This is a genomic window from Pigmentiphaga sp. GD03639 (assembly GCF_029845405.1).
Taxonomy (GTDB): Bacteria; Pseudomonadota; Gammaproteobacteria; order Burkholderiales; family Burkholderiaceae_B; genus Pigmentiphaga; species Pigmentiphaga daeguensis.
Window position 1 is genome coordinate 65102 of sequence record NZ_JAOCLR010000005.1, and the last position, 13622, is coordinate 78723.

Here is a 13622-nt window from a genome sequence, read left to right on the forward strand (position 1 = left end):
TGGCCAGATGAAGACGCACCCAGCCATCGGGCGGCTGCCATGGCGCCTGGCCGCCATGGCGTCGGCGCTGTCGTTCGCGCTGGCCGGGCCGGCGGCCGTCCGCGCGGCCGCCGGCCCGGACGCGTGCACGCCCGCGTGGCCGCTGTGGCAGGCATTCGGGACGCACTTCATCCAGCCCGACGGCCGGGTGCTGGACGCCAGCACACCGCGCCTGCACTCCTCGTCCGAAGGGCAATCCTACGGCATGTTCTTCGCCCTGGTCGCCAACGATGCGGCCGCCTTCGACAGGATGTGGCGCTGGGCCGTCGACAACCTGGCCGGCGGCGACATCGGCGCCCGGCTGCCCGCGTGGTACTGGGGCAAGCGCGAAGACGGCACCTGGGGCGTGCTGGACGACAACTCCGCCTCGGATGCCGACCTGTGGTTCGCGTATGCGCTGTTCGAGGCCGGCGAGAGATGGCGCCGCGACGACTACCTGCGCGACGCGCGCGCCCTCGTGGCCCGCATCGAGGCCGAGGAGACCGTCGAGCTGCCGGGCCTCGGACCCATGCTGCTTCCCGGCCGCAGCAGCTTCGCGCGGCCGGACTCGCTCTGGCAGATCAACCCCAGCTACCTGCCGCTGCCGCTGCTGCGCCGGCTGGCCACGGTTTCGCCGTCGGGTCCCTGGGCCCGGATCGCCGACAACACCGCGGCCTTGCTGGCCGCCGTCAGCCCCAAGGGCTACGTGGCCGACTGGGTCGCCTATCGCGGCGCTTCGCCCGCCAGCGGCCTGTTCGTGGTCGACCCCACCAAGGGCGACCTGGGCAGCTACGACGCCATCCGTACCTACCTGTGGGCCGGCATGGCCCCCACCAGCGATCCGCTGGCCGACCCCATGCTGCAAGCCCTGCGCGGCATGGCCGCCTCGACCGCGAGCGCCGGCACGCCACCTGAACGCGTACGCGCCATGACGGGCCAGACCGAAGGCACCGGACCGTTCGGCTTTTCGTCGGCGCTGGTGCCCTACTTCACGGCCAAGAAACAGCCCTGGCTGGCCGACCTGCAGCGGCGCCGCGCCCAGGCCCTGCTGGACGAAAGCCTGCGCACGGCAGGTCCGGGCCGCCAGCCCCCCTACTACGACGTCGTGCTCAGCCTGTTTGGATTGGGCTGGGCCGAAGAACGCTATCGATTCCTAAGCACTGGACAAGTGCAACTATCCTGGGAGAAAACATGTCCGCCCACCGTCGCTCGCTAGCGCCCCGGCGCCGGGCCGCCCCAAGCCCGGGCCGCGCTGGAGGTGGTTTTCTGACGGCCGGCCTGCTGGCCGCCCTGGCCATTTCCCCCAGCCTGAACGCGCAGACCCCGCCGGCAGCCCCCGCGCAGACGCCTTCGGCCACGACCACGTCGCTGCTCGAACAGGGCCGCTACTGGCAGGCCCGCAACAACGACGCGCGCGCCGCCGAAGCCTGGGGGCGCCTGCTGCAGGCGGATCCCAAGAACACCGAGGCGCTGTACAACCTGGGCCTGCTCGAACTGAAGGCCAACCGGCCCGCGCGCGCACGGGAGTACCTGGCGCAGCTGCGCGCGCTGGGGACGGCTGAAGTCGATGCGGTGCGGCTGGAGCAGGAGATCACCCTGCGCGCTGGCGACAATCCGAAGGCACTCGAACAGGCCCGTTTGCTGGCCAGCTCCGGCGAACTCGACAAGGCCGTGGCCCAGTACAGGTCCGTGTTCGGCGGCAAGGCCCCGCAAGGCCGCATCGCGCTGGAATACTACGGCTACCTCGGCTACACCAACGACGGCTGGGACGAGGCGCGCCAGGGCCTGGAACGGCTACAACGCGAAAGCCCCGACAACGTCCAGGTCTCGCTCGCGCTGGCCAAGCTGCTGACCCGCAAGGAAAGCACCCGGGCCGAGGGCATCCGCCGCCTGGCCAGGCTGTCGTCGCGCCAGGACGTCGGCGGCGACGCCGACGAAAGCTGGCGGGCGGCGTTGACCTGGTACGGCGATCCCCGCCCCGCCGAGGCGCCACTGTTCGAGGCCTATCTGAAGGCGCACCCCGATGACACCGAGATCCGCCAGCAATACAGCCGTACGCGCAAGCCTACCAGGACCGCCGCGGCCCAGCCCGCGGCGGTGTCTCCTCAGGATGCTCAGTTGAACCGCGCGTTCAAGGAGCTGGAAAGCGGCGACCTCACCAGCGCGGAGGCGAACCTGTCCGCCCTGCTCCAGGCCAACCCCAATCACGCTGATGCGCTGGGCGGCATGGGCGTGCTGCGCCTCAAGCAGGACCGCCCCGACGAGGCCGTGGAATTCCTCACGCGCGCCACGCGGCAACCGCGCTCGCGCGGCGGTTGGCAACAGGTGCTGGGCGTCGCCCGGTACTGGTCGCTCAACGCCAGCGCCGAACGCGCCCGCGAAGCCGGCGAACTGGAAAAGGCACAGCAGCAACTGGAACAGGCCGTCAAACTGTCGCAGAACGACCGGACGGCCGAAGTCGCGCTGGGCGGCGTGCTGGCCGAGCGCGGCCAATACTCCCAGGCGGAGAAAATCTTCCGCGGTGTGCTGGCGCGCGACAAGGACAACCTTGCCGCGCTGCAGGGCCTGGTGAACGTGCTGGCGCAGACCGACCGCATGGAGGAAGCGCTGCGGCTGGTCTCGCAACTGAGCCCGGCCGACCAGCAGAAGCTGGGCGGCGTCGGCCAGTTGCGCGCCACCCAGGCACGCAACGATGCCCGCAAGGCCAGCGAACGGGGCGACTACCCGGCCGCGCGACGGCTGCTGGAAGACGGCCTGCGCGTCAATCCCGACGATGCCTGGCTGCGCCTGGATCTGGCGCGCCTGTACCTGAAGACGGGCAGCATCGCCGAAGCGCGGGGCGTGGTCGACGGCCTGCTGCTGACCAACCCCGACGACCCCGGCGCGCTACAGGCCAGCGCCCTGTTGTCCGCCGAAGTCCAGGACTGGGACGCGGCGCTCAAGACGCTGGACAGGATCCCGGCTCGCAATCGGACCAAGGAAGTCATCGACCTGCAGAAACTCGCCTGGACCCAGTACCAGGTGTCGCAGGCGGTCACGCTCGCCCGGGCCGGCAAGCCGGAGCAGGCCAAGGCCATCCTCGCGCAGCTCGAACCCGAGGTGGCGCAAAGCCCGGCACTGATCGGCTCGCTCGCGTCGGCCTACATCGACGCCGGCGACAACATGCATGCCTTGAGCATGCTGCGCCAGGCAATGGCCCGCACGTCCACCCCCGACAACGACCTGCTGCTGCAATACACGGTCGTGCTGCTCAAGACCGACCAGGACGCGGAAGCCGCGGGCATCCTGCGGCAATTGCAGACGCAGGCGTTGAACGATCGGCAGACCCGCAGCTTCGACGATCTTCGCAAACTCTACACCGTGCGCCAGGCCGACGCGCTGCGCCAGCGCGGCCGCATCGCCGACGCCTACGACGTGCTGGCCCCGATGCTGGCGAAGTATCCCAACGACCCGCTGGTCGTGGGGGCGCTGGCGCGCATGTACTCGGCGGCCGGCGACGGCGCCAAGGCGCTGGCCCTGCACCGGCAACTGCTGGAGAAGGATCCCGACAATGCCGAACTGCTGACCGCCGCCGCCCAGGCCGCGGTGCAGGCCAGGAATACCGACTACGCCGAGGCCGCGCTGGCCAAGGCCGTCAGCCTGCACCCCAGGAACCCGACCGTGCTGGCCTCGGTGGGCCGGGTCTACAACAGCATGGGCAAGAGCGGCAAGGCCGCGGAATACCTGAAGGCGGCCCTGGCCGCGCAAGCCGCGGCCAAGGTTCCGGCGGCCCAGCAGACGGTGGCAGCGGCGCCGGCCCCCCGGGTCAACGACGACAATCCTTTCGCCAGCCTCCCCGGCCAGGTCCGCAGCAATCCGCCGGCCCAGCGGGTGGCGGGCGCGGCACCGGCGGACACGACGACCGTCTCCTACGGCGGCCCCGTCTTCGGTACCCAGGTCACCGCGCCCGCAACCTACGCCGCGGCGGCACGCGGAGACGGCGGACGCGCCGCTGCCGCGCCGGCGCCCGCGGCGCTGGCCGCGCCCGTCCCGGCAGCGCGCGCCTCGTCCAGCGCGGAGCCCGCGTCGGTCGTCTCCTCGGTCCGCGCGGACCTGGAATCCGCGACCGTGCAGGCACCATTCGTCGCCACGGTATCGGCGCCGCCTCCGGGTACCGTCCCGCCGCCTTCCCCCGGCGCCATTCCCGACCCGGTGATCGGGCTCGAACCCGCGCCCACCCTGCCGCCGTCCCCCTTCCGCCGGCCCGACGGCTCGCAGGCCAACCTGGCCAGGGCCTCGGCCGCACCTGCTGCGCCCAAGACGCTGGAAGAAGAACTGGATGCGATCCAGCAGGCCCGCAGCGCGACCATCACCGTCGGCACGACCATGCGCCAGCACAACGGCGCCGGCGGCATGGGCCGCATGCTGGACGTGGAAACGCCGGTCACGGTGGACTTCCCCGTCGGCGACGGCCGCGCCTATGTCCAGGCCACCCCGGTCACCCTGCGCGCCGGCTCGGTCGGCGGCGATTTCGCGTCCAGCAGCCAGTTCGGCGGCGGCCCCGCCGCCGCGAATGCCCAGCAACAGGGTGCCGTCGGCGCACCCGGCTCGCAGAACGCCAGCGGCGTGGGCGTCGCGGTGGGTTACCAGTTGTCGGGGCTGAAGCTGGACCTGGGTGTCACGCCTTTCGGTTTCCGCTACCAGAACATCGTGGGCGGCGCCCGCTTCGACGGCGAAGTCGCCAACGAGGACGGCCCGCGCCTGTCCTATGGCGTGGAAGCCTCGCGCCGCGCGGTCACGGACACGGTGCTCTCCTACGCGGGCACGCGCGACAGCCGGACCGGCGAAAGCTGGGGCGGCGTGACGGCCACGGGCGGACGCCTGCGCGGCGGCCTGAACTACGATGGCTACGGCTTCTACGGCAGCCTGGGCTGGCACAGCCTGAACGGCCACAACGTGCAGTCGAACAGCCGGCTCTCGGGCGGTGCGGGTTTCTACATGCAACTCATACGAGAACCCAACCGCAGCCTGACCTCGGGCCTGGATCTGACCCTCTTCGGCTATGACAAGAACCTGGCCTATTACACAGTGGGCAATGGCGGCTATTTCAGTCCGCAGCGCTTCGTCGCGCTCAGCGTGCCACTGGCATGGGCGCAGCGCCAGGGCCGCTTCAGCTACCAGGTCAAGGGCTCGATCGGCGTACAGCACATCAAGCAGGATGCCGCGAACTACTTCTCTGACCCGGCCCGCCAGGCCCAGGCCGAAGCCATCGCCGCTGCCTACGGCTCCCAGGCCAGCTATGCGGGCCAGAGCAAGACCGGCATCGGCTATGGACTAGCGCTGGCGGCAGAATATCAGCTCGCACCCAAGTGGTTCCTGGGGGGCAACTTCAGCATCGACAACGCGCGCGATTACCGGCAGTACAAGGGCGGCATCTATGTGCGTTACGCTCTCGAACCGCAAACCGGACCGGTTCCTATGCCGGTACCTCCCTTCGCTTCACCCTATGCGAGCGAATGACCCGAATCACCTCTTACTGCTGTAGGTATCACCGGAGTACGAAATGGTTTCACTGATCGCTGGCCTGACGATCCTCATCATAGGCGACAGCCACTTGGCCACCCCCACCTACCTGATCGGGTCGCTACATGACGACCTGCTCCGGCAGGGGGCAAAGAGCGTGCATACCATAGGCGTGTGCGGCTCGACGCCCGCCGAGTGGCTGGCCGCCACACCCGGCGCCTGCGGCGGCGCCGAGCGCATCGGCAGCGCAAAGGCCGTTGTCAAGGGCAAGGCCGCCGCGACCGAACCCATTTCGCAGTTGATCGCCAAGGAAAAACCCGACCTGGTCGTTCTGGTCTTCGGCGACACGATGGCCGGCTACACCAAGCCGGACTTCCCTAAGACCTGGGCCTGGCAACAGACGACGTCGCTGGTCAAAGCCATTGGCGCCACCAACACCAAGTGCGCATGGGTGGGCCCGGCTTGGGGCAGCGAAGGCGGCAAGTACGGCAAGACCTATCCCCGTGTGCAACTGATGTCGAAGTTCCTGGAAATGAACGTTCCACCCTGCCAATACATCGACTCGCTGAAATTCTCCAAACCCGGGCAATGGGCCACGGTGGACGGCCAGCACTTCACGCCGGCCGGCTACAAGCAGTGGGGCGACGCGATCGCCAAGGCCCTGGCCAAGCAATGACCTTCCGGCCGCCCCGCGGCCCCGCATCACACACGGACGACCGATCATGTCTCTTTCCATCCTTGCGGGCCTGAGCCTTCTGATCCTGGGGGAAAGCCACCTCACCATCACCGGCAGCCTAATCGATGCGCTGCACGACGACCTGACCCGGCAGGGCGCCAAGGTCCATTCGATCGGAGCCTGCGGCGCCAGCGCGCAGGACTGGCTGGTGCAGAAGAAGGTCGATTGCGGCGCGGACCGCGTCGGCAAGGGCCGGCCCGTCATACGCGGCGCCGATGCGAGCACCACGCCCATCAGCACGCTGATCGCCGCCGACAAACCAGACGTGGTGGTGATCATCATCGGCGACACCATGGCCTCGTACGACAAGAGCGCCTTCCCCAAGACCTGGGCCTGGCAAAGCGTCACCAGCCTGACCAAGGCCATCGCCGACACGCACACGCGCTGCGTCTGGGTCGGGCCGCCCTGGGGCACTCCCGGCGGCAAGTACAAGAAGAACGACGCACGCGTGCAGCTCATGTCGCGTTTTCTCGCCACCAACGTCGCTCCCTGCGACTACGTTGATTCGCTGAAATTCTCCAAGCCTGGCGAATGGAAAACCGTGGACGGCCAACACTTCACTGTGGCCGGCTACAAGGCGTGGGGCTCGGCCATCACGCAGGCGCTCGCCAACTCCCCGGCACTCAAGGAAGCTCACGGCAAATGAAACCCACCCTGACTGCAGCACTGGCCTGCCTGCCCGCGCTGACCGCGCACGCGGCCGGCATCCCGCTCTATCCGACGGGCCCCGCCGAGGACTCGGCCTTCGTGCGCTTCGTCAACGCCACCGCCGGGCCGCTGGAAGTCCAGGCCGCCGGCACCAGCGCGACGCTGGCGCTGCCGGCGGACAAGCCCGCCTCCGGCTTCATGCCGGTGGCCGCGAGCAAGCCGGTCAAAGGCACGCTGGCCGGAGGCGGCCAGAGCCTGCCGGTGTCGGTCACGGTCAAGCCCGGCGAGTTCGCCACCGTCGTCGCGCTGGACAAGAAAGCGACCGTGGTCATCAAGGAATCGCCCGACGACTTCAACGCCATGCGCGCCTCGCTGGCGCTCTACAACGCCGATCCCGCCTGCCGCCAGGCCGGGCTGCGCACGGCCGGCCGCAACATCGGCATCTTCGAGAACGTCGGCCAGGGCCAGACCAAACGCCGCCTGATCAACCCCGTGGCGGTGTCGGTGGAACTGACCTGCGACGGCAAGCCGCAAGGCGCGGCCCGCGACCTGGGCGCGCTCGAGGCGGGCCAGCGCTATACGGTTCTGGTCGTTCCCGGTCCCCAGGGCCCCCGCACGCTGTTCGCCAACGACGCACTGACCCGCTGACCCCGCTTCCCGAGTTCCCCCACAGGTCGTCTCCATGGTCTTTGCGTCGCTGGAATTCCTCACGCTGTTCCTGCCGCTGTTCCTGCTCGTCTACGCGGCCGTGCCGGCGTCCTGGCGCAATGCCGTGCTGATGTTCTCCAGCTGGATCTTCTACGGCTGGTGGAGCCCGCTGCTGCTGTTGCTGTTCATCGCGCTCATCCTGGTTGGCTGGATAGGCGGCATGGCCATCGACAGCGCCCGCACCGAACGCCAGCGCATGCTGATGCTGGTGGCGTTCATCACGATCAACCTGTCCGTGCTGTGCTGGTACAAGTACGCCAACATCCTGGTCGAGACCTTCAACCAGGTCCTGTCATGGAGCGGCGCGATGCCCGTTTCCTGGCAGAAGATCGCGCTGCCCATCGGCCTGTCCTTCATCGTGCTGCAGTCGATCTCCTACCTGATCGACGTGCAGCGCCGCGTGGTGCCGGCCGACCGCAGCCTGGTGAACTTCGGCGCCTACCAGGCCATGTTCGTGCACCTGATCGCCGGCCCCATCATCCGCTACGACTGGGTGGCGCGCGAACTGCGCGAGCGCACCGTGGACTGGCCCCAGTTCACGCAGGGCGCGCGCCGTTTCATGATCGGCTTCGGCATGAAGGTACTGATCGCCGACACGCTGTCGCCCCTGGTGCAGACCGCCTTCTCGCTGTCCGCCCCCACTTTCCTGGACGCGTGGCTGGGCTGCTTCGCTTACAGCCTGCAACTGTTCTTCGACTTCGCCGGCTACAGCGCCATGGCCATCGGCCTGGGCCTGATGCTGGGCTTTCACTTCCCCGAGAACTTCAACCATCCCTACCTGGCCACCAGCATCCAGGACTTCTGGCGCCGCTGGCATTTGTCGCTGTCGAGCTGGCTGCGCGATTATCTCTACATCCCGCTGGGCGGCAACCGCAAGGGCGAGGTGCGCACCTACGTCAACCTGCTGCTGACCATGGCCATCGCCGGCCTCTGGCACGGCGGGGACAACTGGAACTACCTGCTGTGGGGCATCGCCCACGGTCTGGCCCTGGCCGGCACGCGGCTGTGGGGCCATGCGTCGCTGCCCGAGCCGCCCGCCGCGCTGTCGCGCGTGCTGACCCTGCTGTTCGTCATGCTGGCCTGGACGCTGTTCCGCGCGCACTCCTTCGGCTCCGCCCTGGACATGTACGCCGGCCAGTTCGGCCTGAACGGCTACGCGCTGGGCGATGCCTTGCGCGTCCAGCTTCGTCCCGCCCACCTGATGGCCATGGTCCTGGGCGTGCTGTGCATCGTCTACCCGGCGGTGGACGCCTGGCTGGCGCGCGGCGGACGGCCGGCGCTGCTGCGCGCCTGGGACGGCGCCTGGCCGGTGGCCGGCTTCCTGCTGGGCTTCTCGCTGATCGCCAGCCGCGGCGCGGTCCCCTTCCTGTACTTCCAGTTCTGATGGACAAGACCTCTTCCCGCCCCGGCCCCCGCTACGCGCTCGCGGGCTGCGTCATGGCCATCGTTCTGGCGGCGGGCCTGCTGTCCAACGGCTACGGACTGCTGGTCGAACAGCTGCCGCTGACCCGCCACGCGCCCGACTGGCCCGGCTTCCTGGACGGACGGGTCACCGCCGAGATCGCCGACACGCTGGCCAAAACGCCGCTGCCCGCCGGCTCGGCCAGCCTGGAACGCGGCGCGAGCTGGCTGGCCGTGGGCGACCTGGGCCCGCGCGTGCGCCAGGGTTGCCCGGACTGGCTGTTCCTGGCCGACGAGCTGGAGCCGCATGCGGGCGGCGACGATGCCCTGCGGACGCGCGCCCGGGAAGTCGCGGACCTGCGGACCCGGCTGGCCGCCCGCGGCATCGAACTGCTCGTGGCCACGGTGCCCGACAAGAGCCGCATCGCGGCAAGCGAACGCTGCGGCGTCTATCGCCCGGCCGCGCTGGAAGGGCGCCTGCGCGAGTGGAACGGCATCCTGCAAGCCAGCGGCGTGCGGACGGTGGACCTGGAGCCCGTCCTGCGCGGCCTGCCCGTGCCGGGGTTCCTGCGCACCGACACCCACTGGAACGAAGCCGGTGCCGAAGCGGCGGCCGGCGCCATCGCCGCGGCCGCCCGCGCGTTGCCCTCGGCGGCCGAGGCACTGAAGCCGCATCAGGCCTTCGCCATCACGCGGGGCCAGCCGCAGCCGCTGGCGGGCGACCTGATCAGGCTGGCCGGCATAGACTGGCTGCCGGCCCCGCTGCTGCCAGCCCTGGACCAGGAACCGCGCACGACCTTCACGCCGGTGGCGGACACCGCCGCGCCGGCCACCGAGGACGACCTGTTCGGCGACGCGGACCTGCCGCGGGTGGCCCTGATCGGCACGTCCTACTCGCGCAACTCGAACTTCGTCCCGTTCCTGGAAGCCGGGCTACAGACCCGCGTGGTCAATGTCGCCCGCGACGGCGGCGAATTCGCCGGCGCCGCGCAGGCCTATTTCAAGAGCGAGGAATTCCGCGACACGCCGCCCCGCCTGATCGTCTGGGAAATCCCGGAGCGTTCGCTGCAGCGCCCCCTGGACGGCGAGACCGACATCTGGGAGGCCGCCGCGGCGCGCTGACGCCGCGAGCGGCGGGCGCGGCTACTCCACCTTCGCGCCCGAGGCCTTGACTACGGTCGCCCAGGTCTCCACTTCGTCCTTGATGAAGGCGCCGAACTGCTCCGGCGTGGTCTTGGCCGTGACGGCGCCCAGGTCCTTGAAGCGCTGCTGCACGTCCGGCTTGGCCAGCGCCTTCTGCACGGAGGCGTTGATCCTGGCGATGACGTCCGGCGGCGTGCCCTTGGGCGCGATCAGTCCGAACCAGGACGACACGTCGAACTTGTCGTAGCCCGATTCCATCATGGTCGGCAGCTCGGGCGCGGTGGCCGAGCGTTCGGCGGTGGTGACCGCCAGCGCGCGCAGCTTGCCGGCCTGCACGTGCGGCCAGGCCGAGGGCATGTTGTCGAACATCAGTTGCACCTGGTTGCCGATCAGGTCGGTCAGGGCGGGGGCGCTGCCCTTGTACGGGATGTGGGGGATGTCCACGCCGGCCCGCAGCTTGAACAGCTCGCCCGCCATGTGGATGGAGGTACCGCTGCCCGACGAGGCATACGAGAGCTTGTCCGGATGCGCCTTGACGTAGGCCACCAGTTCCTTGACGTTCTTGACCGGCAGCGACGGATTGACGACCAGGATGTTGGGCACCTTGATGACCAGCGCGATGGGCGAGAAATCCTTGACGATGTCGAAGCTCAGGTTCTTGTACAGGGTCTGGTTGATGGTGCTGGTGACGGCCACCATGTACAGCGTGTAGCCGTCGGGCTTGGCGCGGGCGACCAGCTCGGCGCCGATGTTGCTGCCGGCCCCGGGCTTGTTCTCGACCACGAAACTCTGGCCCAGGTCGTCGCCCAGCTCCTTGGCGATGATGCGTGCGGCCACGTCGGTGGTGCCGCCGGCCGAGAAGCCGACCACCACGCGTACCGGCTTATCCGGGTACGAGGCCGCGGCGGCGGGACCGGCAAGCGCCAGGGACGCCAGCGCGGCCAGGCAGGCCGCACGGGCCGATGACGGGAAATGCCTCATGGGTGCGTCTCCTTCTTGGTATTGGTAGGGAATTTTCCAGCGGGTTCTATGTCAACATCGGCGTCCGGCTCCGACCATTGTTGCAAACCCGAAGCATGCGCCGCGGACGCGTTTCGCTGTATCCTGCGGCCGACCCTTCCCTACCCCGCTCCGATGACCGATCAACAGCATTCTCCCTACAAGAGCACCGGCGGCCTCCAGCGGGTCTTCCGCGCCTGGCGCTATTCGCTGCAGGGCCTGGGCGCCGCGCTCAAATACGAAGCCGCGTTCCGCCAGGAAGTCGCGCTGGTGGTCATCCTGGTGCCTGCGGCGGTCTGGCTGGGCCGCGACACCACCGAAGTCCTGCTGCTGCTGTTCAGCATGCTGCTGGTGCTGGTGGTGGAATTGCTCAATTCCGCGGTGGAAGCGCTGGCCGACGCCCTGTCGGTGGAAACCCACCCGCTGCTGGGCCGCGCCAAGGACCTGGGCAGCGCCGCGGTGATGCTGTCCCTGCTGTTCTCGGCGGGGCTCTGGATACACGTGCTGGCGGGCCGGCTGCTGGCCTGACCCGCTCCCACGGGGGGCGGCGGGCCGTTTCGCGCCGCTGGCCGGATGATCCTACAATGTCGGATCGACTCCGTTCCCCTCGCACCATGTCTTTCACCCGCAAACTGACGCAGGCCTGGGCCGCGTCCGACTCCCTGCTGACCGTCGGCCTGGACCCGGATCCCGCCCGCTTTCCCGCCGAACTGCGCGGACGGGCCGACCGCATCTTCGATTTCTGCCGCGCCATCGCCGACATCACCGCGCCCTACGCGTGCGCGTTCAAGCCCCAGATCGCCTATTTCGCCGCCCGCCGCGCCGAGGACCAGCTCGAGGCGCTGTGCCGGCACATCAAGGAACACCACCCGGACATCCCGCTGGTGCTGGACGCCAAGCGCGGCGACATCGGCTCCACGGCCGAGCAGTATGCCGCCGAGGCCTTCGAGCGCTACGGCGCCGACGCCGTCACGGTCAGCCCCTACATGGGCTCGGATTCGATCGAACCCTATTTCGCCTGGCCGGATCGCGGCGTGATCGTGCTGTGCCGCACCTCCAACCCCGGCGGTTCGGACCTGCAATTCCTGGAAGCCGGCGGCGAGCCGCTCTACCTGCGCGTGGCCGACCTGGTGGCGAAGAAATGGAACCGCCACGGCCAGCTCGGCCTGGTGGTGGGCGCCACCTTCCCCGCCGAGCTGGCGGCGGTGCGCGCCCGCATCGGCGCCGACATGCCGCTGCTGGTGCCCGGCGTGGGCGCCCAGGGTGGCGACGTGCAGGCCACGGTGCAAGCGGGATGCAATGCCGCGGGCACCGGCATGATGATCAATTCGTCGCGCGCCATCCTGTACGCCAGCGGCGGCGACGACTGGCGCGAGGCCGCGGCGCGCGTGGCGCGCGAGACCCGCGACGCCATCAACGGCTTTCGCCCCGGCCGCAGCTAGGTCCCCGTTGCGGGACGAAAGCCCCTGTCACTTCTCGATCTTGATGTCGGCGGTGCGGACCACCTTGGCCCAGCGGTCCGCCTCGGCCTGGATCAGCTTGCCGAAGGCTTCGGGCGTGGGGCTGGCCACGACCTCCGCCCCCTCGTCCGAGATCGACTTGCGCACGTCGGCGTCATTGAGCAGCGCGACGATTTCCTTGTGCAGCCGTGCCACGATGGGCGCCGGCGTGCCGCCGCGCGCCACGATGCCGAACCAGGTGCCGGTCTCGAATTCCATCCCGGCTTCGCGGAAAGTGGGCACCTCCGGCAGGCTGGGGGAACGCTTGTCCGAAGCCACGGCCATCACCCGCAGCTTGCCGTTGCGGATGTGGTTCATCACCGGCACCAGGCTGGGGAACAGCAGCTGGGTCTCGCCCGACAAGGTCGCCAGCACGGCCGGGCCGCCACCCTTGTAGGGCACGTGGTAGAGCTTGGTGCCGCTGCTCTGCTGGAACAGTTCGGCCACCAGATGCGGCGCCGTGCCCACGCCATAGGAAGCGTAGTTGACCTGCCCCGGCCGCTCGCGGGCATAGCGGATCAGTTCCTGCAGCGAGGCCACCGGCAGGCCGGGATTCACCACCAGCACGGCGGGCGCGTTGGCCAGTTGCGAGACAGGCGCGAAGTCCTTCTTCAGGTCATACGAAATCGTGTTGTACAGGCTGCCGTTCGAGCTGATCGCGGTCGTGGCCATGAGCAGCGTGTAGCCGTCCGGGGCCGAGCGGGCCACGGCCTCGGCGCCGATGATGCCGCTGGCGCCCGGGCGGTTGTCCACGATGACGGGCTGGCCCAGCCGCTCGCCCAGTTTCTTGCCCACGACACGCGCGATCATGTCGGTGCCGCCGCCGGGCGCGAAAGGCACGATCAGGCGGATGGGCTGGGTAGGATAATCCGGGGCCGCCCAGGCGCCGGCGCTGAAGAGCGCGGCAGCGGCGCAGGCGAGCGCCGGCCGCCCACGCTTGCGGGAATGTCTTTGCACGTTGGTGTCTC

General features: G+C 69.4%; 11 protein-coding genes. 9 read left to right on the forward strand and 2 right to left on the reverse strand.

Going from position 1 to position 13622, the window contains the following annotated elements:
• The first annotated feature begins 7 nt into the window (after positions 1 to 7).
• The 7 genes from bcsZ to N5K27_RS07005 are packed head-to-tail and all read left to right on the forward strand — an operon-like array spanning position 8 to position 10135.
• Entirely contained in the window at positions 8 to 1234 is a 1227-nt protein-coding gene (gene bcsZ, locus N5K27_RS06975) for a cellulose synthase complex periplasmic endoglucanase BcsZ (protein WP_279815427.1), read from the forward strand.
• Positions 1210 to 5517, forward strand: a complete 4308-nt coding sequence (locus N5K27_RS06980) for a cellulose synthase subunit BcsC-related outer membrane protein (RefSeq protein WP_279815429.1) — start codon at positions 1210 to 1212, stop codon at positions 5515 to 5517. Before bcsZ ends, N5K27_RS06980 begins: the two co-directional genes overlap by 25 nt.
• Before the next feature lie 43 nt (positions 5518 to 5560).
• Positions 5561 to 6196, forward strand: a complete 636-nt coding sequence (locus N5K27_RS06985; RefSeq protein WP_279815430.1) for an SGNH/GDSL hydrolase family protein — start codon at positions 5561 to 5563, stop codon at positions 6194 to 6196.
• A gap of 46 nt (positions 6197 to 6242) precedes the next feature.
• On the forward strand, positions 6243 to 6902 hold the full coding sequence (locus N5K27_RS06990; RefSeq protein WP_279815433.1) for an SGNH/GDSL hydrolase family protein: 660 nt from the start codon (positions 6243 to 6245) through the stop codon (positions 6900 to 6902).
• A complete protein-coding gene (locus N5K27_RS06995) occupies positions 6899 to 7552 on the forward strand; it encodes an alginate O-acetyltransferase AlgF (protein WP_279815435.1) in 654 nt (217 codons plus the stop codon). Before N5K27_RS06990 ends, N5K27_RS06995 begins: the two co-directional genes overlap by 4 nt.
• 34 nt (positions 7553 to 7586) lie before the next feature.
• Entirely contained in the window at positions 7587 to 8996 is a 1410-nt protein-coding gene (locus N5K27_RS07000) for an MBOAT family O-acyltransferase (RefSeq protein WP_279815437.1), read from the forward strand.
• The gene (locus tag N5K27_RS07005; RefSeq protein ID WP_279815438.1) at positions 8996 to 10135 is read left to right on the forward strand and encodes a cell division protein FtsQ; all 1140 of its coding nucleotides are present in this window, start codon (positions 8996 to 8998) and stop codon (positions 10133 to 10135) included. Before N5K27_RS07000 ends, N5K27_RS07005 begins: the two co-directional genes overlap by 1 nt.
• Before the next feature lie 21 nt (positions 10136 to 10156).
• Here N5K27_RS07005 and N5K27_RS07010 read toward each other — a convergent pair whose 3' ends face one another.
• Complete coding sequence (locus N5K27_RS07010; RefSeq protein ID WP_087839812.1) at positions 10157 to 11137, reverse strand: tripartite tricarboxylate transporter substrate binding protein; 981 nt, start codon at positions 11135 to 11137, stop codon at positions 10157 to 10159.
• A gap of 153 nt (positions 11138 to 11290) precedes the next feature.
• Here N5K27_RS07010 and N5K27_RS07015 point away from each other — a divergent pair, with 153 nt between their 5' ends.
• Complete coding sequence (locus N5K27_RS07015) at positions 11291 to 11683, forward strand: diacylglycerol kinase (RefSeq protein WP_087839813.1); 393 nt, start codon at positions 11291 to 11293, stop codon at positions 11681 to 11683.
• Between the two features lie 86 nt (positions 11684 to 11769).
• Positions 11770 to 12597: an orotidine-5'-phosphate decarboxylase gene (gene pyrF / locus N5K27_RS07020; RefSeq protein ID WP_087839814.1), complete on the forward strand. Its 828-nt coding sequence runs from the start codon at positions 11770 to 11772 to the stop codon at positions 12595 to 12597.
• Between the two features lie 27 nt (positions 12598 to 12624).
• Here the strand turns inward: pyrF and N5K27_RS07025 are convergent, their stop codons facing one another.
• Entirely contained in the window at positions 12625 to 13611 is a 987-nt protein-coding gene (locus N5K27_RS07025) for a tripartite tricarboxylate transporter substrate binding protein (protein ID WP_279815442.1), read from the reverse strand.
• Positions 13612 to 13622 lie beyond the last annotated feature (11 nt).

Bases quoted from the DNA above. Each gene is read 5' to 3' on its own strand.
- bcsZ (WP_279815427.1), top strand. From the start codon at position 8: ATGAAGACGCACCCAGCCATCGGGCGGCTGCCATGGCGCCTGGCCGCC.
- N5K27_RS06980 (WP_279815429.1), top strand. From the start codon at position 1,210: ATGTCCGCCCACCGTCGCTCGCTAGCGCCCCGGCGCCGGGCCGCCCCA.
- N5K27_RS06985 (WP_279815430.1), top strand. From the start codon at position 5,561: ATGGTTTCACTGATCGCTGGCCTGACGATCCTCATCATAGGCGACAGC.
- N5K27_RS06990 (WP_279815433.1), top strand. From the start codon at position 6,243: ATGTCTCTTTCCATCCTTGCGGGCCTGAGCCTTCTGATCCTGGGGGAA.
- N5K27_RS06995 (WP_279815435.1), top strand. From the start codon at position 6,899: ATGAAACCCACCCTGACTGCAGCACTGGCCTGCCTGCCCGCGCTGACC.
- N5K27_RS07000 (WP_279815437.1), top strand. From the start codon at position 7,587: ATGGTCTTTGCGTCGCTGGAATTCCTCACGCTGTTCCTGCCGCTGTTC.
- N5K27_RS07005 (WP_279815438.1), top strand. From the start codon at position 8,996: ATGGACAAGACCTCTTCCCGCCCCGGCCCCCGCTACGCGCTCGCGGGC.
- N5K27_RS07010 (WP_087839812.1), bottom strand. From the start codon at position 11,137: ATGAGGCATTTCCCGTCATCGGCCCGTGCGGCCTGCCTGGCCGCGCTG.
- N5K27_RS07015 (WP_087839813.1), top strand. From the start codon at position 11,291: ATGACCGATCAACAGCATTCTCCCTACAAGAGCACCGGCGGCCTCCAG.
- pyrF (WP_087839814.1), top strand. From the start codon at position 11,770: ATGTCTTTCACCCGCAAACTGACGCAGGCCTGGGCCGCGTCCGACTCC.